Consider the following 23,516-nt stretch of genomic DNA (forward strand, 5'->3'; position numbering starts at 1 on the left):
GGCTACCCGAGCGGGCGGGTGGCGACGGCGAACGTGCGCCGGAACGGCAGAACCGTGCCGAAGGGGCGACGCGGGTAGGCGGTGCGCAGCTCGGCCTTGTACTCCTCGACGAACTCCTCGCGGAGCCCGTCCGGCAGCGCCGCGAGCACCGGGCGGGCGCCCGTGCCCTTCACCCACTCGAACACCGGGTCCTCGCCCGGGAGGACGTGCAGGTAGGTGGTCTCCCACGCGTCGCAGTCCCAGCCGAGGCCGGCGAAGAGCTCGAGGTAGACCTCGGGCGCGGTTCCACGGACCCCCAGCACGCCCCGCGTGTGGTCGGCGTACCGAGGCCGGTCGGCGACCTCGCGCATGAGCGAGTGGCTCGGGGCGTCGGCGTTGTTGGGCACCTGCACCGCGATGGAGCCGCCCGGGAGCACGGCGTCGGCCAGTCGCCTCAGCACCGCCTCCTGCTCGGGCACCCACTGGAACATCGCGTTCGAGGTGATGACGTCGACCGGCTCGGCGGGCGCCCACGTCTCGACGTCGGCCAGCTCGTACCGCGCGCCGGGGTCGTCGTCGGCCGCCTTCGCCCGCTCGATCATCTCCGGCGACGCGTCGACGCCCAGCACCTGCGCGTCCGGCCACCGGCCACGCAGCACCGACGTGAGGTTGCCGGCGCCGCAGCCGAGGTCGACCACCGTCGCGGCGTCGCCCCGGACCCGGGCGACGAGGTCGACGAACGGGCGCCCGCGGTCGTCGGCGAAGCGCAGGTACTGCGTCGGGTCCCAGCGCATCACTCGGCCCTCAGCAGCGACTCGACCTGCGAGGCCACCGACATCAGCAGCGGGTCCTGGTCGCGACGGGCCACCAGCTGCACCGCGAGCGGCAGGTCCTTCTTGCGTGATCGCCCCACGGGCAGCGACACGGCCGGCACGCCCGCATGGTTCCACTGGGCGGTGTAGGGGTAGAAGGCGTTCATGCCGAGCACGGTGCGCAGGCCACCCTTGCCGGCGAAGCGGCCCACCGGCAGCGCCGGGCCGCTCATCACGGGGGTGAGCAGCAGGTCGACGCCGAGCCGGTCGTGGACCGTCGCCCCGAACCGCAGGCCGGCGCGCTGCGCCCAGGCCACCGACGAGGGACCGAACGCTCGGCCGAGACGAGCGATCTGCTGCGTGCGCGGCTCCAGCAGGGTCGGGTCGTCGACACCACGTGCGGCGTCGGCGATCCCGGCGAGGTAGCGGACGGTCAGCGCCTTGGCGTCGAGGCCGTACGGCACCTTGACCTGGACCACCTCGTGCCCCGCGTCGCTCAGCAGGCCGGCGACGTGGTCGAGGGCCGCCTTCACGTCGCGGTGCAGGGGCTCGGCCCGGGTGGCCGCCGCGGTGCTGGTGCTCACCCCGATGCGCAGGGAGCGCGGTGTCGTGGACGCGGCGTGCGCCAGTGCACCGGCACCGCCGAGGCCCACGGCGTCGAGGTAGACCGCCGTGTCGCGCACCGTCGGCGTGACGCATCCCTGGGTGGACAGGCCGTGCCAGCCACCGGCCCCCGGCAGGTAGCCGTGCGTGGTCTTGAAGCCCACGAGCCCGCAGCTGGCTGCCGGGATCCGGATCGAGCCGGCGCCGTCCGACGCCGTGGCCACGCCGATTGCCCCGGACGCGACCAGCGCTGCCGACCCGCCCGACGAGCCGCCGCTGGAGCGGTCGAGGTGGTGCGGGTTGCGGGTGATGCCGCGCGCTGCGGACTCGGTGAAGCCGTAGATCGCCAGCTCGGGGAGCGTGGTGGTGGCCACCGGCACCGCCCCGGCCGCCAGCAGGGCCTGCACGAGGTCGCCGTCCTGGGCCGCCACCCGCGACACCGCTCGACTGCCGAGGGCCGTGACCCGTCCAGCCAGGTCGAGGTCGTTCTTGATCGCCACCGGGACGCCGAGCAGCGGCCCGCGCTCCCCCCGCGCGATGCGGGCGTCGGCCTCGGTCGAGGCGTCGAACGCCTCGTCGGCGAGCAGCTCGACCACGGCGTTCACCCGGGCGTCCTCCCGCTCGATCGCGTCGAGGGTGGCGATGGTCAGCTCCCGCGAGGAGACCGACCCCTCACGCAGCAGCGGCACGAGGGTGGCCGGGCCCTTGCCCACCAGGTCGACGACGTCCATGGTCGAAACGGTAGAGGTAGTCCGCGGCCAGAACAATCTCGACATCAAGATTCTTGACGCAGTAGGATGGCGGCATGGGTGTCGAGGAGCGTGACGAGGTCGACGACATCGTCGCGGCCTGGCAGCGCGAACGTCCCGACCTCGACACCACGCCCATGCAGGTGCTGAGCCGGGTGACTCGCCTCGCGCGCCACCTGGACCGCGCCCGCCGCGCCGCCTTCGCGGCCCACTCGCTCGAGCCGTGGGAGTTCGACGTGCTCTCGGCACTCCGCCGCTCCGGCCCGCCGTACCAGCTCTCCCCGGGGCGCCTGGTCACCGAGACCCTCGTGACCAGCGGGACGATGACCAACCGCGTCGATCGGCTCACCGAGCGGGGACTCGTCTCGCGCGAGGCGGACCCGGCCGACCGCCGAGGCGTCCAGGTGACGCTCACGGCCGCCGGACGCAGCGCCGTCGACGCCGCGCTCGACGAGCTGCTGGAGCAGGAGCGGTCCCTGCTCTCGAGCCTCCCGCCCCGCGACGCCGAGGCGCTCGCTGCGTCCCTGCGCACGCTCGCCCGCCACGTCTGAGCGTCCCCGCCCGGGCGACGCCGCTCTCACAGGGCCGAGGGCCGCAGGTCGCGGTCCGTCAGTCCGCGAGCTCGAGCCACCGCTCCTCGAGCCGGTCGCGGTCGGCCACCACCTCGGCGTGCTCGCTCGACAGGGCGAGCAGCCGGTCGGGCTCGGCCGCGGCCTCCACCATCTGACGCTCCAGGTCGGCCTCGCGCGCGGTGAGCCGCTCGATCTGGCGCTCCAGCCGGGCGACCTCCTTGCGGTCCTGACGGTCCTGCGCCGATCCCGCCGAACGGCTCGGTCCGGATCCGGTCGTGGACGAGGCGACGCCGCCCGGGGTCCCGCCGGCCGTGGCCGTGGCGACGGCGTCGGGACCGCCGGACGCCTCGGCCGCCTCCCGCCGGCGCAGCCGCAGGTACTCGTCGACCCCGCCCGGCAGGTGACGCAGGCGGCCGTCGAGCACGGCGTACTGGTGGTCCGTGACCCGCTCCAGGAGGTAGCGGTCGTGGCTGACCACGAGCAGGGTCCCGGGCCACGTGTCGAGGAGGTCCTCGATCGCGGCCAGCATGTCGGTGTCCATGTCGTTCGTCGGCTCGTCGAGGATCAGCACGTTGGGCTCGTCGAGCAGCACCAGCAGCAGCTGGAGCCGTCGCCGCTGGCCACCGGAGAGGTCCTTGACCCGGTTCGACAGCTGGACGCTGGAGAAGCCGAGCCGCTCCAGCATCTGCGACGGCGTGATCTCGGCGCCCTCGGCCTGGTAGCTGGCGCGGCGCCCGGCCACGACGTCGCGGACCCGGTCGTCGGCGATCTCGTCCAGCTCGGCCAGCGACTGCGACAGCGTGGCCACCTGCACGGTCTTGCCCCGCTTGACGTGGCCGCTCGAGGGCTGCACCGTCCCGGCGACCAGGCCGAGCAGGGTGCTCTTGCCGGCGCCGTTCGCACCCAGGATGCCCACCCGCTCACCGGGGGCGATCCGCCACTCGACCCGCTGCAGGACCTCGTGGCTGCCGTAGGCCACGGACACGTCGAGCAGGTCGACGACGTCCTTGCCCAGACGCGCGGTGGCCACGCGCTTGAGCGCCACCTCGTCGCGCACCGGCGGCTCGCGCTCGATCAGCTCGTTGGCCGCGTCGATGCGGAACTTCGGCTTCGACGTCCGCGCGGGCGCGCCGCGCCTCAGCCACGCCAGCTCCTTGCGCAGCAGGTTCTGGCGACGCGACTCCGAGGCCGCGGCCTGCCGGTCGCGCTCGACCCGTTGCAGCACGTACGCGGCGTAGCCGCCCTCGAACGGCTCGACGACCGCGTCGTGCACCTCCCACGTGTCGGTGCACACCTCGTCGAGGAACCACCGGTCGTGGGTGACCACCACGAACGCCCCCTGCCCCGAGGCGAAGCGGGCGTTGAGGTGCGCCGCGAGCCAGGTGACGCCCTCCACGTCGAGGTGGTTGGTGGGCTCGTCGAGGAACAGGACGTCGTGGTCGCCCACCAGCACCGCCGCGAGCGAGACCCGTCGACGCTGACCACCGCTCAGGTCCCCCACCCGCGCGTCCCACGGGACGTCGGACAGCAGACCGTTCACGACGTCGCGCACCTTCGCGTCGCCGGCCCACTCGTGCTCGGCCGTGTCGCCCACCACCGCGTCGGACACGACCACGGCGGGGTCGAGCACGTCGGCCTGGTCCACGAAGCCGACCTGCAGGTCGCGGCGCCAGGTGATGCGTCCCTCGTCGGGCTCGAGCCGTCGCGCGAGGACCCGCATGAGGGTGGACTTGCCGTCGCCGTTGCGGCCGACGACGCCCACGCGCTGGCCCTCGGCCAGGCCCAGGGTGACGTCGTCGAGCACGTCCTTGGTCGGGAACGAGAGCTGCAAGCCCTCACCACCGATGAGGGGGCGGGTGGTGCCCCCGCCGCGAGTGTTGCCGCTCATCCGATGAAGCGGACGCCCGGGACCGGGCCGGTGGACTGCACGACGTCGGCGCAGCCACCGGCACCGGCGAGGGCGATCGCGATGTCGAGGCTGTGCTGCTCGTCGGAGGCGAGGAACAGGCAGGTGGGGCCGGACCCGGAGATGATCGCCCCGAGAGCCTCGGCCTGGCGCCCGACGTCGAGCGTGGCCGCGAGCTCCGGCCGCAGCGACAGCGATGCCTCGGTCAGGTCGTTGGACAGGGCCGCACCGAGCGCCTGGGCATCGCCTGAGCGGAGCGCGGCGAGGAGGGCGTCGGGCACCTCGGGCTCCGGCACGTCGCGTCCCTCGTTGAGCCGGTCGAACTCGGCGTAGACGGCCGCCGTCGACAGGCCTTCGGCCGCCACGGCGAAGACCCAGTGGTACGACCCGCGGGCGAGGACGGGGCTGACCGTCTCGCCGCGGCCACCGCCGATCGCGTTGCCACCGTGCAGCAGGAACGGGACGTCGCTGCCGAGCGACGCGGCCACCGGCTCGAGGTCGTGCCGGGAGTAGCCCAGCCCCCACGCGTCGTTGCAGGCCACCAGCGCCGCCGCCGCGTCGGCCGAGCCGCCCGCCATGCCGCCGGCCACCGGGATGACCTTGCGGATGGCCAGGTCGATGCCGGCCTCGATGCCGGCGTGCTCACGCAGCGCGGCAGCCGCACGGACCGCGATGTTGTCCCATCCCTCGGGCACCAGCGCGGCCTCGGCCTCGGCCTCCTCGACGTCGACCGTCGTGGTCACGGTGATCTCGTCGGAGTCGACCACGGTGGCGCGCAGCTCGTCGTGCAGGTCGACGGCCTGGTACACCGTCGCGAGCGGGTGGAAGCCGTCCTCGCGCACGGGCCCGACGCCGAGACACAGGTTGATCTTGGCGGGCACGCGCACGCTGACGGAAGTCACCGCCCCAACCTACAGACGGGCCGAGCGCGGCGCCGTGGCAACGGGCCCACCGGTCGAGGGCTCAGCCGAGGACCGTCGCGATGCGGGCGAAGTCGGCGACGTCGAGCTGCTCCCCGCGTGCCTGCGGGTCGACGCCTGCGGCCCGCAGCGCCTCCTCCGCCGCCGCGCCCGAGCCGACCAGTCCCGAGAGGGCCGCGCGGAGCGTCTTGCGGCGCTGGGCGAACGCGGCGTCGACGACCCGGAAGGTCGCGCGGCGGAGGGTCTCGTCGCCGGGCGTGGGCCTGCGACGCAGGGACACGAGGGCCGAGTCGACGTTCGGGACGGGCCAGAACACCTGGCGCCCGATGGTGCCGGCCAGGGCGACGTCGCAGTACCAGGACGCCTTGACGCTCGGCACCCCGTACGTGCGGGACCCGGGGCCGGCGGCGAGTCGGTGCGCCACCTCCGCCTGCACCATCACCAGCACGGACTCGATCGAGTCGAAGCGCTCGAGCAGGTGCAGCAGCACCGGCACCGACACGTTGTACGGCAGGTTGGCCACGAGCGCCGTTGGCGCCGGGCCCGGCAGCTCCTCCACGCGCATGGCGTCGGCCTGCACGAGGTGGAGCCGGTCGGCGTGGTCGGGCGCGTGCTCGGCCACGGTGATCGGCAGTCGTCCTGCGAGGACCGGGTCGATCTCGACGGCCACCACCTGGCTGGCCACGCCCAGCAGCTCGAGCGTCAACGAACCCAGTCCGGGGCCGACCTCGACGACGACGTCGTCGGGACCGACCCCGGAGGTGCGGACGATGCGCCGGACGGTGTTGGCGTCGACCACGAAGTTCTGGCCACGTTGCTTCGTGGGGCGCAGGCCGATCGCGTCAGCGATCCGACGCACCTCGGTCGCGCCCAGCAACGAGGGCGGGCGCGACGACGACGGCGGGAGCGCCGGGCCGCTCAGCCGACACCGACCTTCGCGGCGCAGGACCACTGGCCCCAGCCGGACCGCTGCTGCAGGATCTTGGCGTACTTGATCTGCACCTCGCGGCTGTGCTCGTGCGGCAGGCCGGGCCCGCCGACGCTGCGCCAGGTGGCCGCCGAGAACTGCAGACCGCCGTAGTAGCCGTTGCCGGTGTTGATGCTCCAGTTGCCGCCGGACTCGCACTTCGCGATGCGGTCCCACACGCTGCCGTCCTCGACGGACGGGGCCTCGGCGGTGCCACGCGCCACGACGCGCGGCGCGCCCTTCTCGAGCGTCCTCGAGGTGAGCACCAGGCGGTGGCGGACCTTGCCGTCGGCCTTCGTGAGCAGCACCTGCTGCTGGACCTCGCTGGGGCTCCCCTCCTCCAGGACCTTCTCGGTGCCCTTCTCGAGGGAGTCGTCGTCGCGGTACTCGACCTTCAGGTCGCGCTCGAGCTTCTCGGTGGTGTCGACCATCTCGATGCGCACGACCTCGACGTCGTCGCCCGGCTTCACCAGGGCGGCGCGACCGATCGCGTCGCCGGCCGTGACCTCGTCGTTCTGGTCGAGCCGCACGCCGGCCTCCTCGAGCACGCCCTCGGCCGTCGGGGCTGCGCTGGTGACCGAGCGGTCGTCACCGTCCACGGAGACCGTGAGCTTCTTGGGGTTGGACACGACGACCTGCGAGCCCGTGTCGTCGAGCCGGGTGTCGCGGTCGGCGCTGACGTCGGCTCCCGGGGCGGGGTCCACGTCGAGCTCGTCGAGGACGTCGCCGACGGTGGCGGCGTGCACGGTCTCGCGCTTCACCGTGCCGTCGACGGCCAGCACGACGTCCTTGGCGTAGCGGACCTTGATCGTGTCGCCGTCGGAGACCGAGGCGGTCGGCTCGGCGTTGACCGCGGCGTCGGTGGTCCGGACGTCCTGGCTCTTCAGCAGCGACCCGACGGAGGCGCCGAACGTGCGGACGGTGTCCTTGCGGCCGTCGACGTCGAGCGTGACGGTCTTGCCGAGCGTGCCGTAGGCGGCGACACCGGCGCCGATGACGAGCAGCACGGCCAGGTTGAGCGCGATGACGACACGCTTCTTCGTCTGGCGGTGGCGACTGCGGGAGGGCGTCGCCGCGGGGGTGGCCGAGGAGCCGGTCTGGGGGGTCTGGGGGGACTTCGAGAAGGGGTGACGCACTGCTTTCCTCTGGTCGGGGACAGGGACGGCTGGAGATGGGCAGCCTCACCACCCTGCGACAGGAGGCCCGTGCCGTCAAACAGCGGAGCCGTGCTGCTGCCAGGATCCTCCGAACGCGCGGTCGGTGTTCTCGTCGATGGCCCGGCAGAGGTCGTCGACGGATCGGCCCAGGAACTCAGCCATGAAACGCACCGTCAACGGGACGAGGAACGAGGCGTTCGGGCGCCCGCGGTGCGGCATCGGTGTGAGGAACGGCGCATCGGTCTCGACGAGGATCCGATCCGTCGGCGTGATCGCGAGCGCCTCGCGCAGGGGCTCGGCGTTCTTGAACGTGACCGTGCCGGAGAACGACAGGTACGCGCCACGGTCGAGGCACCGACGGGCGACGTCGGCGTCACCGGAGAAGCAGTGCATGACCGTGCGCTCGGGCACGCCCTCGTCGTCCAGGAGCGCGAGCACGTCGTCGTGGGCGTCGCGGTCGTGGATGACGAGCGTGCGGTCGTGGCGCTTCGCCATGGCCACGTGCGCACGGAACGAGCGGTGCTGCGCGTCGCGACCGTCGGGCCCGGTGCGGAAGTAGTCGAGCCCGGTCTCCCCCACCGCCCGCACCTGCGGGTCCTGCGCGAGCGCGTCGATCTCGGCCAGGGCCGCGTCGAGCGTGCCGTCGGCGTCGAGCAGTGGCGCCTCGTTGGGGTGCAGGGCCACGGCGGCGACGACGGCCGGGTGGGCCCGGGCCGTCTCGACCGCCCACCGGGACCCCTCGAGGTCGCAGCCGACCTGCACGATGCGGTTCACGTTGACCGCGGCAGCACGGTCGAGAGCGTCGTCGACGTCGATGACGAGGCCACCCTTGATCCGGTGGTCGAGGTGGCAGTGGTTGTCGACCACCGGCGACGGCAGCGGCTCCGGTGCGTCCGGCCAGGGCCAGCGGGCCGAGCCCGCGTCGGTCACTCGGCGTCCTCGATGCGTGGGAACAGGCTCGGGACCTTCGTGATCACCGAGCCCTCGGGCAGCCGGCCCCAGGCCGCCGCCGCGGAGATGCGCTGGTCGGCCAGCGCCCCCAGCGCCGGCTCGGCGCCCAGGGACTCCCACAGCGACGCCGACGCCTTCGGCATGACGGGGTTGAGCAGCACGGCCAGCACGCGCAGGCCCTCGGCCGCGGTGACCAGGATGGTCGCGAGCCGCTTCTTCTGCGACTCGTCCTTGGCCACCTGCCACGGCGCCTGATCGGTGAGGTAGCCGTTGAGCGCCTCGACGATCCGCCACACCTGGGCGAGGGCGTCCTGCGGGGCGATCCGGTCGATCGCGCGGTCGGCCTCGAGCACGGACTCCTCGACCAGCGCGACGAGGGCGTCCTCGGCCGGGCCGTGCGGGCCGGCGGCGGGCAGCGCGCCGTCGAAGTACTTGCCGATCATGGCGGCCACCCGCGAGGCCAGGTTGCCGAAGCCGTTGGCCAGCTCGGCGTGGTACCGGGCCCGCATGTCCTCCCAGGAGATCGAGCCGTCGGCGCCGAACGTGAGCGCCCGCGCGAAGTAGTAGCGGTAGGCGTCGGACCCGAACACGTCGACCAGCTCGTCGGGACGGATGCCGTTGGCCTTGCTCTTGCTCATCTTCTGCCCGCCGACCAGCAGCCAGCCGTGGGCGAACACGCGGTGCGGCACCGGGCGGCCTGCGGCCATGAGCATGGCCGGCCAGATGACGGCGTGGAACCGGGCGATGTCCTTGCCGACGAGGTGCACGTCGGCCGGCCAGAGCTCGCCGAAGCGCTCGTCGTCGACGCCGTAGCCCGCCGCCGTCACGTAGTTGAGGAGCGCCTCGATCCACACGTACATGACGTGCGAGTGGTCCCACGGGACCTTGATGCCCCAGTCGAACGTGGACCGGCTGATGGAGAGGTCCTTGAGCCCGCGGCGCACGAACGAGACGACCTCGTTGCGCGCCGACTCGGGCTGGATGAAGTCGGGGTTGCTCTCGTAGAGCTCGAGCAGGCGGTCGGCGTACTTGCTGAGCGGGAAGAAGTAGTTCTCCTCGGTCATGTGCTCCACCCGGGAGCCGTCGAGCGCGGAGACCTTGTGGCCCTCGTCGTCGCCCTCGCCGTCGGCGACGTCGTCCTCGGCCACGAACTCCTCCGACCCCACGGAGTACCAGCCGGTGAACTCGCCCTTGTAGACCTCGCCGCGGTCGTAGAGGTCCTGCCAAAACGCCTGCGACCCCGCCTCGTGGCGCGCCTCGCTGGTGCGGATGAAGTCGTCGTTGGCGATGTCGAGCGTCTCGAGCAGCGGCTTCCACTCCGTCTCGACCAGCCGGTCGGTCCACTCCTGCGGCGTGACGCCGTTCTGCTCGGCCTTGCGGAGCACCTTGAGGCCGTGCTCGTCGGTGCCCGTCAGGTACCAGACGTCCTCGCCACGCTGCCGGTGCCAGCGGGTGAGGATGTCGCCGATGACCGTCGTGTAGCCGTGGCCGATGTGCGGCGCGTCGTTGACGTAGTAGATCGGCGTGGTGACGTAGTAGGACACGCCACGATCCTAGTGACCGCGGCCCGGACGTCCGGCGCTGCGTCGAGCAGGCGGGGGTCGTGGGGCGTCGGTCGTGGCTGGGCCGGTCGGCCGCTTGTCAGCGTGCGTGGGCGGCGTCGTAGACCACGCGCTTGCGCACGCCGGTGTCGGCGACCACCTGGGCGACGGCGTCCTTGCGGCTGAGCCCGGTGGACTCGGCGGCGGCGACCAGGGACCGGAGGGCGTCGTCGTCGAGGTCGGCGGCGACGGCCACGTGGCCGGCCACCACGAGCGTGACCTCGCCGCGGACGCCGTGCTCCTGCTCGTCGACCCAGGCCACCAGCTCGGCGAGCGTGCCGCGCGCGACCTCCTCGTAGGTCTTGGTCAGCTCGCGGCACACGGCGGCGGGACGGTCGTCGCCGAGGGCCGAGGCCAGGGCGGCGAGCGTGGCACGGGTGCGGTGCGGCGACTCGAAGAACACCATGGTGCGGGGCTCGGTGGAGAGTGCGGCGAAGGCACGGTCGCGCTCGCCGGCCTTGCGCGGTGGGAACCCCTCGAAGCAGAACCGGTCGACCGGCAGCCCGCTGACCGCGAGGGCCGTGAGCACCGCCGAGGGGCCGGGGATGGCGTGCACGTCGACGTCGGCCTCGAGCGCCGCGACCACCAGTCGGTACCCCGGGTCGGAGACGCTCGGCATGCCGGCGTCGGTCACGAGCAGCACGTCGAGCCCGTCCTGGAGGTGCTCCACCAGCTCGGGGGTGCGCTCGCGCTCGTTGCCCTCGAAGTAGGAGACGATCCGCCCACCGACCGTCGCACCGAGGTCGGCCGCGAGCCTGCGCAGACGTCGGGTGTCCTCCGCCGCCACGACGTCGGCCGACCCGAGCGCAGCGACGAGCCTCGGCGACGCGTCGTCCGCCCGCCCGATGGGAGTCGCCGCGAGGATCAGCATCCCCCTATCCTCCCACCCCCGAGCGGTGACTTCTCCACCGAATGGGGCATGCCTGCCGCGGCGGGTGCGGATTCCACCGTCTCAGCGCTGAGACGGTGGAATCCGCACCGCTCGAGCGTGTCCACAGGGGCAACGAGGACGACGACTGACGTTCTCCACAGGCTCGCCGGGACCCCTCGCCTCCTGCCCTCCAGCCGAGTCGGATGGAGGAATGCGCCGCCCCATCCCCCTTCCGGACACCCTCGTCGGACGTGCTTTCCACCGCGACGAAGCCATGGCCGTCGGCGTCACCGCTCGCATGCTCGAGCACAGGCGCTTCGTCGAGGAGTTCCCGCGGGTCTACCGGCACCGCGACACGGTCCTCGACGCCACCGCTCTCATCGCTGCGGCTCGTCTGGCTCTTCCCGACGACGCCTGTCTCAGCCACCTGACCCGGCTGGTGCCGCTCGGACTGGAGTTCGACGACCTCGTGCCACTCCGCTTCACGCTGGCCCGCGACCACCACCTCCGGTACCAGCGGATCTTCGTCCACCGCACCTCCCGCATGCCACCCCACCGGGAGGGATCGGTCGACGTCGAGGGCGCCTTCCTGATGGCCGCGGCCGAGCTCACCCCGCTGGAGATCGTCCAGGTGGCCGACTGGCTCCTCCATCGGGGTCACCTGCGGCTCGACCTGCTCCGTGAGCTCCTGCGAGACCAGCACTGGCGCGCCGCGAGCGGTCGCGTCGAGGAGTGGCTGCCGATGGTCGACGGACGAGCAGCGAGTCTCCCGGAGAGCCACCTGCGGTGCCTCCTGGTCGCTGCCGGGCTGCCCGTCCCCGAGGTGAACGCCGACGTCCACGACCGCTGCGGTCGATTCCTCGCCCGCGGCGACCTGGTCTACCGGTCGATCCGGCTGGTCGTCGAGTTCGAAGGTCGGCAGCACGCCCTGAGCACGCAGCAGTTCCAGCGAGACATCCACCGCTACGGCGGCCTGCGCGACGGTTCCTGGCACTACGTGCAGGTGACGACGAGGATGCTGACCCAGCCGCGGACCACCGTTCTCGAGGTCCACCGCGCGATGGTGCGGGCCGGCTACGAGGGTCCCCCGCCCGTGTTCGGCGACCTGTGGGAGGCACTGACCGCCGAGCCACTGGTCCGCCTGAAGGGTTTCGACGGCATCGAGCCCGCCGAGCGGTGAGGATTCCACCGTGTCAGCGCTGAGACGGTGGAATTCTCACCGCTCGCCATCCGAACACGCCATTCGGTGGAGAAGTCACCGCTCGTGGGGGCTGGCAGGATGGGCGGGTGCGAGGGTGGGAGCGGGAGCGCGTCGTGGGGTGGGTGGGCCCGCTGTCCGTGGCGGTGCTCGCGCTGGTGCTGCGGCTGTGGCACCTCGGACGGCCCAACCTGCTGGTCTTCGACGAGACCTACTACGCCAAGGACGCGTACTCGCTGCTGCAGCACGGCTACGTGCAGGACTTCGTCGAGGACGCCAACGACAAGATCGTGGCGGGCGACCTCGCGGACCTGATGACCGGCCAACCCGCCTACATCGCCCATCCCGACGGTGGGAAGTGGCTCATCGCGCTCGGTGAGCAGCTGTTCGGCATGGACTCCTTCGGGTGGCGCGTCTCGGCCGCCGTCGTCGGTGCCCTCACCGTCCTGGTGCTGGCCCGGCTCGTGCGCCGGCTCACCGGGTCGACGTGGGTGGGCTGCCTGGCCGGGCTGCTCCTGTGCCTCGACGGCATGCACCTCGTGATGTCGCGCACCGCCCTGCTCGACGTGTTCCTCGCCTTCTGGGTGGTCGCCGCCGTGGCCTGCCTCGTCGCCGACCGCGACGCCGTCCGCGCACGGCTCGACCGCCACCGGCCCTGGCGACCCTGGCAGCTCGCCGCCGGACTGTGCTTCGGCATGGCGACGGCCACGAAGTGGAGCGGTCTCTACGCACTCGCCGCGTTCGGCCTCGTCGTCGTGGTGTGGGAGGTGCTGGCCCGACGCAGCCACGCACGTGAGACCGGGTCGTCGGGACCACGCTTCGGCTGGATCCGCACGACCCTGGTCACCGGGCTGCCGGCCTTCGTGACGATCGTCGGCGTGACCCTCGTGGTCTACCTCGTGTCGTGGACCGGGTTCCTGCTGCACCACGAGCTGTACGCCGAGCGCTACGGCCTGGGCGATCCGTCGTGGGGCACCTACGTCGCATCGCCCACCCCCGGCGCGCTCGGTGCGGTCACCGACGCCTTCCGGTCGCTCTGGCACTTCCACGTGATGCTGTTCGACTTCCACACCGGCGACTACCTCGCGGGCAAGACGCACCCCTACGCCTCGAACCCGCTCGGTTGGCTCGTTCTCGAGCGGCCGGTGGCCTTCGACGCGCAGAACGACCTGCCCGCCGCCACCTGCGGCGCTCCGGCCGACTCGTCGTGCATGCGCGTGGTGACCGCCCTCGGGAACCCCGCCGTGTGGTGGACCGGGTCCCTCGCGGTGATCGCCTCGGTCGTCGCGTGGTTCCGGACCCGCGACGGTCGCTGGGCGGTGCCGGTGGTCGGCGTCGCCGCAGGATGGCTGCCCTGGTTCCTCAGCACCGACCGACCGATCTTCAGCTTCTACGCCGTGGTCGTGCTCCCGTTCATGATCGTCGCCGTCTGCCTGCTGGTCGACGAGGCGCGGCGAGCGGCCGCCACGGCGCGTCAGCGCTACGCCGTGGGGCTGGTGGTGGGCCTGCTCGTGGTGGCCACCGTGGCCCTCTTCTGGTTCTTCCAGCCGATCTGGACCGACGCGCTGATCTCCTACGACGCCTGGTACCGCCGGATGTGGTTCAGCCGCTGGATCTAGGCCCCGGAGCCAGGAGCAGCCACCGCGGAGCCCGACGCCTCGCGCCCGGCGATGGCCAGACCCAGCATCCAGGCCACCTCGTCGGCCGCCTCGCGGGCCGGCTTCGACGGTCGCGTGATCGACGAGAGCACGAGCCGCACCACCACCTCGACGGCCACGTCGAGCTCGGCGTCGGCGAACGGCAGCGGCGAGAACTGGTCGACCAGCTCGGCCTTGACCACGGCCGACGCCGCCTCCACGATCTCGCCGGACTCGGTGGTGAGGATCGCCAGCAGGTCGCCGTCCTGCTCCGAGGGGACCGACGTGACGATCGTGCGGACGAGGACGCTGCGCTCCCCGAGCTCGAGGGCGCCCCGGCAGGCCGCCCGGACGCCGGACACGATGTCGTCGGCCTCCCGCAGGCGGTCGCGCACGACGGCGAGGAAGCGGTCGAGCTCACGCAGCGCCAGCGCCTGCGCCAGGGCGTGCTTGGTGCCGAGCTCGTTGTGCACGGTCTGACGACTCACCCCGGCCAGCCGGGCGATCCGCGACATCGTGATCGCGCTCCACCCCTCGGACTCGACGACCTGCTGGGCCGCGTCGAGGAGGCGTTCGCGCATGGAGGGCACGACGGCACCGTACGTCGCTGCGCCAAGGTCGGCGGCGACGGTCACGCCGGTACCTCGGTGAGTGCCTCCGCGAGATCGTCGGACTCGACGAGCAGCCCGGGCTCGGGCCGCGCGCCCTCGGCGATCCACCGGCGCGCGAGCCGCACGTCGGCCGGGCGGCCGAGCGCCACGGCACCGCGCAGCACGCCGCCGTCGAGGTAGAACGCGGTGAAGTCGCGGGCCTCGAGCGAGCCGCGCAGGGCGACGTCGTGGCCAGCAGCCGGCCAGCCCGTCACCTGCAGCGTGTGCCCGTACTGGTCGGACCAGCACCACGGGACCTCGTCGAAGGCCAGGTCCTGGCCGGCCACGACCTTGCCGACCGCAGCGCCGTGGTTCTGCGCTCCCTGCCAGTGCTCCACGCGGTGCATCCCGCCGAGCACCCCGCTCGGGAGCAGGGCGACGTCGCCGGCGGCGTACACGTCGGGGGCGTTCGTGCGGCCGTGGTCGTCGACGACGATCGCACCGCCCTCGACCTCGATGCCGGCCTCGACGGCGAGCCGGCTGTTCGGCGCCATGCCGACGGCGACCACCACGACGGGCGCGGACCACGCACGACCGTCGGCGGCGGTCACGACGGTGTGCCCGGCGGCGTCCCCGGTGCCGGCGTCGATGGAGGTGACCTCCACCCCGCAGTGCAGGTGGGTCCCCTGCTCGGCGTGGAGCGCGGCGTAGAAGTCGCCGAGCGCCGGCGGCAGGAGGTGCGGCAGCGGCGACGCAGCGGCCTCGAGAAGGGTCACCTCCGCACCTCGCTCCCGTGCGCTGGCGGCGATCTCGGACCCGATCAGCCCGGCACCGACGACCACGACGGGCCGGCCGGGCCCGAGGGCGGAGACGATGCCGTCGACGTCGGCGAGGGACCGCAGCGTCCGCACGCCGGCGGCGCCCGCCTCGGTGGTGACGGCGTCGAGCGTGCGCGCCGAGCCGCCGGTGGCGAGCAGGAGGCTCCCGTAGCCGATCACCTCGCCCGAGGCCAGCGTGACCTCGTGGTCCTCCACGGAGACGGACGCGACCGCCTGGTCCGTGCGGAGGTCGATGCGCTGCTGCTCGTACCACTCCGCCTTGCGGATGCGGATGTCGTCAGCACCCTTCTCGCCCCGCACGACCTCCTTCGAGACCGGGGGCCGACGGTAGGGCAGCTCCGGCTCGTCGCCGATCAGGACGATCTCGCCCTCGAAGCCGGCCAGGCGCGCTGCGCCGGCCGCGCTGACGCCCGCGATGCCGGCGCCGACGATCACGAAGCGGTCCGTGGTCACGGTCATCGACTCAGCCGACCTGCGTCATCGTGAAGTCGGCCTTGGCCGCGCCGCAGTCCGGGCAGGTCCAGTCGTCGGGGATGTCCTCCCACTTCGTGCCCGGCGGGAAGCCCTCCTCCTCCCAGCCCTGGGCCTCGTCGTAGATGAATCCGCACTGCTGGCACTCCCACACCTTCACTGCTGCGCTCCTCGCTGTGCTTGTCCCATCCGGTCTTGCTCCGCCTGCTCGCGGGCCCGTGCGGCCCGCGTCTCGGCACTGATGATGTCGCCGTCCTGGTCGTTGCCGGTGAACTCGGCCTCGGGCACGAAGTCGACCTGCTCGCGCACGCCGCAGTCGGGGCACGTCCAGTCGGCGTCGACGTCGTCGAACGCCGTGCCGGGCGGCCACCCCTCACGGGGGTCGCCGACGGTCTCGTCGTACACGTACTCGCAGTTCGGGCAGATGAAGCGGGCCATGTCAGGCGGCTCCCTCGAGATCGGTGGCGGTCGCGGAACCGTAGCGCGCCCGGTACCGGTCCGCCATGCGCGGATGCAGGTTCGCCTGGTTCACGTCGCCGTCGTAGTGCGACAGCACGCGCTCGTCCATGACCCGGCGCCACACGGCCGGGATCCACGTCGCGACGATCATGCCGGCGTACCCGGTGGGCAGCACGGGAGCCTGCTTGAAGTCGCGCAGGGCCTGGTAGCGACGCGTCGGGTTGGCGTGGTGGTCGCTGTGCCGCTGCAGGTGGTAGAGCAGCACGTTGGTGCCGATGTTGTTGCTGTTCCAGCTGTGCGACGGGTTGACCCGCTCGTAGCGGCCGGACTCCAGCTTCCGACGCTTCATACCGTAGTGCTCGAGGAAGTTGACCGACTCGAGCAGCCAGATGCCCAGGATGGCCTGGAGCACGAGGTAGGGCAGGATCTCGGGGCCGAAGGCGACGGTCAGCGCGCCCCACAGCACCACGCTGAACGCCCAGGCGTTGATGACGTCGTTCCTCAGGCTGAACGGGCTCTTGCCGAGCCGGGCGAAGCGCTTCTTCTCCAGCGACCAGGCGCTCTTCAGGCTGCCCAGGACGGTGCGCGGCATGAACTCCCAGACCGTCTCGCCCAGCCGGCTGCTGGCGGGGTCCTCGGGGGTGGCGACCCGCACGTGGTGGCCCCGGTTGTGCTCGATGTAGAAGTGGCCGTAGAAGGTCTGCGCGAGGGCGATGCGGGCGAACCAGCGCTCGTGCTCCTCCTTCTTGTGGCCCAGCTCGTGGGCGGTGTTGATCCCGATGCCGGCGACCATGCCGAGGCCCGTGGCCAGCCCGATCCTCTCGAGGACGCTCAGCGGGTCGGGGATGCCGGGCAGCGTGCCGCCGCCGAGCAGGTAGGCGCCCCAGATGAAGCCGACGAGCTGGAGCGGGATGAACGCGTAGGTGACCCAGCGGTAGTAGCGGTCCTCCTCCAGCGCCTCGATGAGCTCGTCCGGCGGGTTGTTCGGGTCGAGCCCGGCCATCAGGTCGAAGAGCGGGATGAGGACGAACACGAAGAACGGTCCGAAGAACCACACGCCGCTCCACCCGGTGGCGGCGTACATGCCCCACATGGTGAGCGGGATGAGCGGGATGATCGCGCCCATGATCCACAGATGGCGCTTCCTGTCGTTCCACTCGACGGTGCGGCCGTCGACGGTGGCCGAGATCGTCATGATGTACCTCCTGCTGCCGGTCGCGACGCTGCGGGGTGCGGCGCGGATCACTTGACAGAAAGGTACTAACTGTCAAGCCGCTTGACAACCCCTTAGCTCCTGTCAAGTGGTGGGCGTCACATCTCGCCGGTGGACGCGCCCCGACGACAAGCGGGGAGATCAGAGCGAGCCGCCCCCGACGGGAGTCGGGGACGGCCCGCTGAGGCCCCGGACCGGGGCAACAGGGAAACCGCGGTCCGGGGAGCTTGTGGGCCGGCGGGAGCCGGCGTGTTCAGTTGTGGTCCGAGTGGTCAGTTGACGGCGTAGGCGTAGACGATGGCCGGGCCCAGCACGATCGCGAACAGCACCGGCAGGATGCAGGTCATGAGCGGGATCAGGATCTTGACCGGGACCTGCTGCGCCTTGGCCTCCGCCCGACGGCGCCTGCTCAGCCGCATCTCCTTGGCCTGGCTGCGCACGACGCTCGCGATCGAGACGCCGAACTCCTCGGCCTGCACCACGGCCTTGCAGAAGGCGCGCAGCTCGTCGACCGACGTCCGGTCGGCGAGCGACAGGTAGGCCTCCTTGCGCGACATGCCCAGGCTCATGTCCTGCATCAGCCGCACGAGCTCGTCGTTGAGCGGACCACTGCCGCGCTCGCCGGCCTTGGCCAGCGCCGCCTCGAAGCCGACGCCGGCCTCGAGCGAGATGACGATCTGGTCGAGCAGGTCGGGCAGGGCCTTCTGGATGTCCTCCTGGCGCTTGACCGCGTAGTTGTACACGAGCAGGTCCGGGACGAAGTAGCACAGGACCACGGACCCGGCCGCCGCCAGCGGCATCAGCGGGTGGTCGAACCGGCTCAGGAGCATCGACCCGAAGAGCAGCCCGAAGAGCGCGCCGGCGGGCTTCATGAGCACCACCCGCTCACGCGTCCACCCCTCGGGGTGGCCGGCCAGCACCATGTTGCGCTCGAGCCGCTTGAGCAGGGTGCTCGGCGTGAAGCGCTCCCACAGGTCGGCGCGCGTCTCGTCGACCTTCTGCACGCCGCTGTCGGCCACGCTGTCGGGGACGCGGGTCATGGTCTTGACCCGCTTGCGGACGGCTCCGCCTCCGGGCGCGGCCACCACGCCGGCGCCGACGAGGGCCAGCCCGAGGGCCATGAGCAGGAGCAGTGCTGCGAGCAGGACCATGTCAGAACTCGATCCGCACGATGGACCGCATCCAGAAGCCACCCAGCACGTACATGACGCCGCAGCCGAGCATGATGAGCTTGCCGATGCCCGAGTCGATGAAGACCCCCATGCGGTCGGCCGCGACCATCGAGTAGTAGATCCCGATGCCGATGGGCAGGGCCATCAGCACGTAGGCCGAGATCCGGCCCTCGGCCGACAGCGCCATCACCTGCTCGCGGATGTGGTGCCGCTCGCGGATGGTCTCGGCCACCTGGTCGAGGATCTCGTTCAGGTTGCCGCCGGTCTCGCGCTGGGCCTCGATGGCCTGGGCGATCCAGCGGAAGTCGTCGGACTCCATCCGGTCGGCGACCTGCTCCATCGCGTCCACCAGGTCACGGCCGATGCGGTACTCGTTGACGACCCGCGTCAGCTCCTCGGCCATCGGCGAGTCCGCGTCGCGCGACGCCGCGTCCATGGCCGTGGGCAGGCTCTGGCCGGCCCGCAGCGAGGACGCCATCATCTGCAGCAGCGAGCCGAGCTGTCCGGCGAACCGCTTGCGTCGCCGACCCACCTTGGCGCGCACCACCACCTTGGCCACGACGGGCACCAGCAGCGAGGCCACGAAGGAGAGCAGCACCGGCTGCTGCAGGGCCACCAGCCCGAAGAAGGTCCCTCCACCGAGGGCGAGGACGAGCACGACGAGCGCGGCGACCGACGACCTCATGCCGGCCAGCTCGAGCTCGTCGGAGGTGAACGGCCGCCAGCCTCGACGGCTCAGCACCCCTTCCACCGTCGAGACGGCACCGTCGTTCATCCGCCTGAGCAGCGGCTTGCGCTCGAGCACGGCGTACTGGGCCACCCGGCCACGCGTGCCTCGCGTCTCCGGCATCCCGACCACGGCCAGGTAGCCGCAGAAGACCGCGGCGAGCACGAGGACCGCTCCGATGATCAGCATCGGGTCACCCCACCCTCGCCTGACGCACCAGGTTCTCCAGGTCGAACGCGATGCCGTGGTCCTCGAAGCGCTCGCTGAACCGTGGCCGGATCCCGGTCGGGATGGCGTGGCCTCGGAACTTCCCGTGCTCGTCGACCCCGGCGGCGAAGTCGAACGTGAACACGTCCTGCAGCACGACGGTGTCACCCTCCATGCCGAGCACCTCGGTCACGTTCACGACGCGGCGCGTCCCGTCGCGCAGTCGTTGGATCTGCACGATGAGGTCGACCGCGCTGGCGGCCTGCTCGCGGATCGCCCGCAGGGGCAGGTCCATGCCCGCCATGAGCACCAGCGTCTCGAGCCGCGACATGGCGTCGCGGGGCGAGTTGGCGTGCAGCGTGGAGAGGGAGCCGTCGTGGCCCGTGTTCATGGCCTGGAGCATGTCGAGCGCCTCGCCGCCACGACACTCGCCGACGACGATGCGGTCCGGACGCATGCGCAGCGAGTTGCGCACCAGGTCACGGATCGTCACCTCGCCGCTGCCCTCGATGTTGGCCGGCCGCGCCTCCATGCGCACCACGTGCGGCTGCTGGAGGTTGAGCTCGACGGCGTCCTCGATCGTGACGATCCGCTCCCCCGCCGGGATGAACCGGCTGAGGACGTTCAGCAGCGTCGTCTTGCCGGTGCCGGTGCCGCCGCTGACCAGGATGTTGAGCTTGGCCTGCACGCAGGCGTGCAGGAGCTGGGCCATCTGCTCGGTCATGCTGCCGAAGCCGATGAGGTCGCTGACCGTGAACGGGTCCTTGCTGAACTTGCGGATCGTCAGCGACGAGCCGTCGACGGCCAGCGGCGGGATGACGGCGTTCACGCGGGACCCGTCCGAGAGCCGCGCGTCCACGAGCGGCGACGACTCGTCGATGCGCCGACCGACCTTGCTGACGATGCGCTCGATCACGCGACGCAGGTGCTCCTCGGAGGCGAAGCGGGTGGCGACCTGGGTCAGCCGGCCGCGACGCTCCACGTACACCTGGTCGAAGCGGTTGACCATGATCTCGGTGATGGACTCGTCCTCGAGCATGCGCTCCAGCGGTCCGAGCCCGATCGCGTCGTCCTCGACGTCGCGGACCAGCCGACGTCGCTCGTCGGAGCTCAGCAGCAGCTGCTGGTCACCCTCGATGACGGCGGTGAGCTCCTCGCGCACGAAGGTGTGCAGCTGCTCCTCGGTCAGGCTCGGGTCGTTGATGCGCGCCCCGATCCGGTCGAGCAGCGCCTCGGACGCGCGGGCCTTCATGGTCGCGTAGGCGTCACCGAGAGCACCGGTGGCCTCGACCTCCTCCAGCTCCTCCTCGACCACGGACGAGGAGAAGGTGCTGGTCTCGCGCGCACTCGCGAGGCGGTCGCTCAGCCGCATGGTCACGCCACCTCCAGCCGCTTGTGGCCCTGCTTGCCCTCGGTGGCGCGCGCACGGTCGTAGATCTTCTTCGACAGCGACTTGACCGCCTTGGCGAACGGGTTCGACTTGCTGGTGACGACGAGCGGCACGCCCTTGTTCGACGCGACCGGCACCTCCTTGGCGCGCGGCAGCACCAGGTCGACCGGCACACCGAGCAGCGCCTCCACGTCCTTGACCTTCAGACCCGACTGCTTGTCGGCGAAGTTGAGCACGACGTGGCGCGACGGCGGCATCAGCGACAGCTCGCCCAGCAGCTCGATCTCCTTGCGGACGCTGCGCAGACAGGCGATGTCCATCGTCGAGACGAGGATCGCGTCGTCGCTCGCCTCGAGGGCTCCGAGGGTCGCCTCCTCGAGTCCGGCGGCCGTGTCCAGGACCACGTAGCGGAACTGCTCTTGCAGCTGTCGCACGAGCGCGCTCACCTGCTCCGCCGTGACGTGGTCGTTCGCGGCCGGGCTCTCGGCACCGCAGAGGACGAAGAAGCCGGCGTCGTGCACCGTCAGGTACGTCTTGAGCAGCAGGCTGTCGTGCGCTCCGGGACCGAAGGCGTCCTCGAGCGTGTGCGACGGGCGAAGGTCCAGCACCGTCGAGACGTCGCCGAACTGCAGGTCCAGGTCGACCAGCACGACCTCCATCGGCGACTGCTGCGCGAGCGACACCGCGAGGTTCGTCGAGATGCTGGTCTTGCCCACCCCGCCCTTCGGCGACAGCACCGTCATGGTGCGGGACCGGAAGTCGACGGGCATGGTCTTGGGGGCCAGCTTGAGCGGGTCTCCCGACGACGTCGGCGCGCGCGCGTCGAGCCGCGCCCGCAGTCCGGCCAGCAGGCTCGGGTCGTCGATGCTCGGAGCCACGTCGCGGATGCCCGACCGCATCGCCTCGAGCATGATCTCCTTCTCGGTCGCCGCGACCAGCACCAGGTCGACGTCGGGCCGGACGGCCGCGACCTCGCGCGCCAGGGCCATCGACGCAGCGAGCGGCACCGCGGACGTGAGGACCATGGCGTCGGGGATGACGGTGGGGTCGAGGCCGCGCAGGAAGCTCGTGGAGTCCCCCTGCAACGCGTCGGCACCGAGCGTCACGCACTGGTGGCCGATGGTGGCCTCCACCCGGGCGGCGAGCTCGTCGTCGCCGCCGACGATCAGGACGAGGCTCATCGGTCCAGCACCTCGTCGGACGTGACGACGCCACCGCCACCGGTGTCGGTGTCCTCGTTCTGCTTGGTGATCCAGACCTTGCCGAACTCCATGGCGTTGACGATCTTCGTGACGTCGGCGGTCTTGACCGCGACCGTCACGGTGGCGCCGGCCGTGCTCTGGCCGTCGCCTACCCCGGCGTCGACCTTGAGCACCGGCACGCCGTCGACCGCCATGGCGCTGCTCCCGCTGTAGCTGGCGACCACGCCGACCGTGTCGCCGGCCGCCAGGGCCCCACCGACGATCCGCTGGCCCTCGAGCAGGATCGACAGCTCCTGCATGCCCTTGGGCACGGCGGCGTCACCCTTGACGTCGCCGGCCTCGGCGAACTTGGCGGGGGTCAGCTGGTCCCCGGGCACGAGCACGCCACGCGTGACCAGACCCTCGAGCTCGGACAGGTCGGTGACGGCACCGGGCACGACGGCTGCCTTGGGCAGCTCGACGGACTCGACGCTCGCACTCAGCTCGGAGGACGGCGTCTTGGTCGCCACCTCCTGGGTGACCCGCAGCACCGTGGTGCGCTCGGTCCCCTCGAAGGCCCGGTCGTCGGCACCCTTCGCGTAGGCGAAGAGGGCAGCGAACCCGAGCACGGCCAGCAGCACGGCTGCACCGATGGCCAGAAGTTGCTTGTTCACGAAGATCTCCCTGTTCTCGTGAAGCGCACGGTCCATGACCCCGGACCGCGAGGGGTGGTGGGGACGCCAGACAGGACGCCCCGAGATGCCTGTGCACCCCGTCGCGGGACCGTCCCTCACCCTGTTGCTTGCTGTGCCGCCCTCCGGGCTCCCTCTCCGGTGGGTGGCGAGAGTCGACGCTGAGGCCTCAGTTCCTCAGGGCCGCTCGTGACGATCGAGCAGACGGTGCCGCGAGCCCGAGCTCGCGGCACCGTCCCAGGTTCTCGATCAGCCGCCGGCCTGGCCGTCGATGGCCGTCTCGACACCGGTGAAGGCGTCACGGACGTCGCCGCCCAGGAACCCGATCACGACGATCAGGACGGCGGCGATGAGTGCCACGAGCAGGCCGTACTCGACGGCGGTGGCGCCCTTCTCGTCGCGGCGGTCCTTGAGGCCGGCGACGAAGGCGAGGACGGTGCTGAATGCGTGCATGGTGTTCTCCCTCAGAATGGTGAGCCGCCGGTGACCGGCTGCTCCGCCACCCCTGTTGGTGGCGCTCCCTGAGAAGAAGGTAAGGCCTAAAGTCCCGGGCCGTCCTGGAAGTTACGGGCCATCTTTTCCTGGTCACAACGAACTATGGACGAAACCGTGTGAAGCACTCCGGTTCGATGGGGCACCACCGCACCACACG

The 23,516-nt window shown here is 71.7% G+C and carries 23 protein-coding genes; 3 read left to right on the plus strand and 20 right to left on the minus strand.

Annotated elements, in window-relative coordinates:
- Positions 1-2 precede the first annotated feature (2 nt).
- Both ASF35_RS14675 and ASF35_RS14680 read right to left on the minus strand, forming a co-directional pair.
- Positions 3-773 carry a methyltransferase domain-containing protein gene (locus tag ASF35_RS14675; RefSeq protein ID WP_055968995.1) on the minus strand — a complete coding sequence of 257 codons (771 nt, stop codon included), beginning with the start codon at positions 771-773 and terminating at the stop codon, positions 3-5.
- Entirely contained in the window at positions 773-2,125 is a 1,353-nt protein-coding gene (locus ASF35_RS14680) for an amidase (RefSeq protein WP_055968998.1), read from the minus strand. The genes ASF35_RS14675 and ASF35_RS14680 overlap by 1 nt, the downstream gene beginning before the upstream one ends.
- Positions 2,126-2,199: 74 nt before the next feature.
- On the opposite strand from ASF35_RS14680, the gene ASF35_RS14685 reads away from it, so the two are divergent.
- Complete coding sequence (locus ASF35_RS14685) at positions 2,200-2,694, plus strand: MarR family winged helix-turn-helix transcriptional regulator (protein WP_055969001.1); 495 nt, start codon at positions 2,200-2,202, stop codon at positions 2,692-2,694.
- A gap of 58 nt (positions 2,695-2,752) precedes the next feature.
- On the opposite strand, the gene ASF35_RS14690 is transcribed toward ASF35_RS14685, so the two are convergent.
- The 7 genes from ASF35_RS14690 to rsmI all read right to left on the minus strand — a co-directional run bounded on the left by ASF35_RS14690 (position 2,753) and on the right by rsmI (position 11,088).
- On the minus strand, positions 2,753-4,603 hold the full coding sequence (locus ASF35_RS14690) for an ABC-F family ATP-binding cassette domain-containing protein (RefSeq protein WP_055969004.1): 1,851 nt from the start codon (positions 4,601-4,603) through the stop codon (positions 2,753-2,755).
- Positions 4,600-5,523: a 4-(cytidine 5'-diphospho)-2-C-methyl-D-erythritol kinase gene (locus ASF35_RS14695; protein ID WP_055969007.1), complete on the minus strand. Its 924-nt coding sequence runs from the start codon at positions 5,521-5,523 to the stop codon at positions 4,600-4,602. The genes ASF35_RS14690 and ASF35_RS14695 overlap by 4 nt, the downstream gene beginning before the upstream one ends.
- 61 nt (positions 5,524-5,584) lie before the next feature.
- A complete protein-coding gene (gene rsmA, locus ASF35_RS14700; protein ID WP_369797020.1) occupies positions 5,585-6,400 on the minus strand; it encodes a 16S rRNA (adenine(1518)-N(6)/adenine(1519)-N(6))-dimethyltransferase RsmA in 816 nt (271 codons plus the stop codon).
- 59 nt (positions 6,401-6,459) lie between these two features.
- Positions 6,460-7,644, minus strand: a complete 1,185-nt coding sequence (locus ASF35_RS18470; protein ID WP_055969010.1) for a resuscitation-promoting factor — start codon at positions 7,642-7,644, stop codon at positions 6,460-6,462.
- Between the two features lie 75 nt (positions 7,645-7,719).
- Positions 7,720-8,595: a TatD family hydrolase gene (locus ASF35_RS14710; protein ID WP_055969013.1), complete on the minus strand. Its 876-nt coding sequence runs from the start codon at positions 8,593-8,595 to the stop codon at positions 7,720-7,722.
- A complete protein-coding gene (gene metG / locus ASF35_RS14715; protein ID WP_055969015.1) occupies positions 8,592-10,160 on the minus strand; it encodes a methionine--tRNA ligase in 1,569 nt (522 codons plus the stop codon). Before metG ends, ASF35_RS14710 begins: the two co-directional genes overlap by 4 nt.
- 97 nt (positions 10,161-10,257) lie before the next feature.
- A complete protein-coding gene (rsmI, locus tag ASF35_RS14720) occupies positions 10,258-11,088 on the minus strand; it encodes a 16S rRNA (cytidine(1402)-2'-O)-methyltransferase (protein WP_055969018.1) in 831 nt (276 codons plus the stop codon).
- Positions 11,089-11,299: 211 nt separating this feature from the next.
- Between rsmI and ASF35_RS14725 the strand changes: the two genes are divergently transcribed.
- Positions 11,300-12,268: a hypothetical protein gene (locus ASF35_RS14725; RefSeq protein ID WP_156368054.1), complete on the plus strand. Its 969-nt coding sequence runs from the start codon at positions 11,300-11,302 to the stop codon at positions 12,266-12,268.
- Between the two features lie 107 nt (positions 12,269-12,375).
- On the plus strand, positions 12,376-13,905 hold the full coding sequence (locus ASF35_RS14730) for a dolichyl-phosphate-mannose--protein mannosyltransferase (protein ID WP_055969025.1): 1,530 nt from the start codon (positions 12,376-12,378) through the stop codon (positions 13,903-13,905).
- On the opposite strand, the gene ASF35_RS14735 is transcribed toward ASF35_RS14730, so the two are convergent.
- The 11 genes from ASF35_RS14735 to ASF35_RS14785 form a co-directional block, all read right to left on the minus strand.
- Positions 13,902-14,504 (minus strand): TetR/AcrR family transcriptional regulator, encoded by a 603-nt coding sequence (locus ASF35_RS14735; RefSeq protein ID WP_235497463.1) that lies wholly within the window; start codon positions 14,502-14,504, stop codon positions 13,902-13,904. The genes ASF35_RS14730 and ASF35_RS14735 overlap by 4 nt on opposite strands.
- A gap of 50 nt (positions 14,505-14,554) precedes the next feature.
- On the minus strand, positions 14,555-15,811 hold the full coding sequence (locus ASF35_RS14740) for an NAD(P)/FAD-dependent oxidoreductase (RefSeq protein ID WP_055969031.1): 1,257 nt from the start codon (positions 15,809-15,811) through the stop codon (positions 14,555-14,557).
- 4 nt (positions 15,812-15,815) lie between these two features.
- Positions 15,816-15,983: a rubredoxin gene (locus ASF35_RS14745; RefSeq protein ID WP_055969034.1), complete on the minus strand. Its 168-nt coding sequence runs from the start codon at positions 15,981-15,983 to the stop codon at positions 15,816-15,818.
- A complete protein-coding gene (locus ASF35_RS18635) occupies positions 15,980-16,261 on the minus strand; it encodes a rubredoxin (RefSeq protein WP_082480484.1) in 282 nt (93 codons plus the stop codon). Before ASF35_RS18635 ends, ASF35_RS14745 begins: the two co-directional genes overlap by 4 nt.
- A 1-nt stretch (position 16,262) precedes the next feature.
- Positions 16,263-17,477 (minus strand): alkane 1-monooxygenase, encoded by a 1,215-nt coding sequence (locus ASF35_RS14755; RefSeq protein WP_055969037.1) that lies wholly within the window; start codon positions 17,475-17,477, stop codon positions 16,263-16,265.
- A gap of 290 nt (positions 17,478-17,767) precedes the next feature.
- Positions 17,768-18,646 carry a type II secretion system F family protein gene (locus tag ASF35_RS14760; protein WP_055969040.1) on the minus strand — a complete coding sequence of 293 codons (879 nt, stop codon included), beginning with the start codon at positions 18,644-18,646 and terminating at the stop codon, positions 17,768-17,770.
- 1 nt (position 18,647) lies between these two features.
- A complete protein-coding gene (locus ASF35_RS14765; protein WP_055969042.1) occupies positions 18,648-19,583 on the minus strand; it encodes a type II secretion system F family protein in 936 nt (311 codons plus the stop codon).
- A 4-nt stretch (positions 19,584-19,587) separates the two neighbouring features.
- Positions 19,588-20,973, minus strand: a complete 1,386-nt coding sequence (locus ASF35_RS14770; protein ID WP_055970252.1) for a CpaF family protein — start codon at positions 20,971-20,973, stop codon at positions 19,588-19,590.
- 2 nt (positions 20,974-20,975) lie between these two features.
- Complete coding sequence (locus ASF35_RS14775; RefSeq protein WP_055969046.1) at positions 20,976-22,172, minus strand: P-loop NTPase; 1,197 nt, start codon at positions 22,170-22,172, stop codon at positions 20,976-20,978.
- Positions 22,169-22,846, minus strand: coding sequence for a Flp pilus assembly protein CpaB (locus ASF35_RS14780; protein ID WP_156368055.1), 678 nt, complete (start codon positions 22,844-22,846; stop codon positions 22,169-22,171). The genes ASF35_RS14775 and ASF35_RS14780 overlap by 4 nt, the downstream gene beginning before the upstream one ends.
- Before the next feature lie 267 nt (positions 22,847-23,113).
- Positions 23,114-23,317 carry a Flp family type IVb pilin gene (locus ASF35_RS14785; RefSeq protein ID WP_055969052.1) on the minus strand — a complete coding sequence of 68 codons (204 nt, stop codon included), beginning with the start codon at positions 23,315-23,317 and terminating at the stop codon, positions 23,114-23,116.
- Positions 23,318-23,516: the final 199 nt, after the last annotated feature.

It is taken from the genome of Aeromicrobium sp. Leaf291, from assembly GCF_001423365.1.
In the GTDB taxonomy this organism is placed as follows: Bacteria; Actinomycetota; Actinomycetes; order Propionibacteriales; family Nocardioidaceae; genus Aeromicrobium.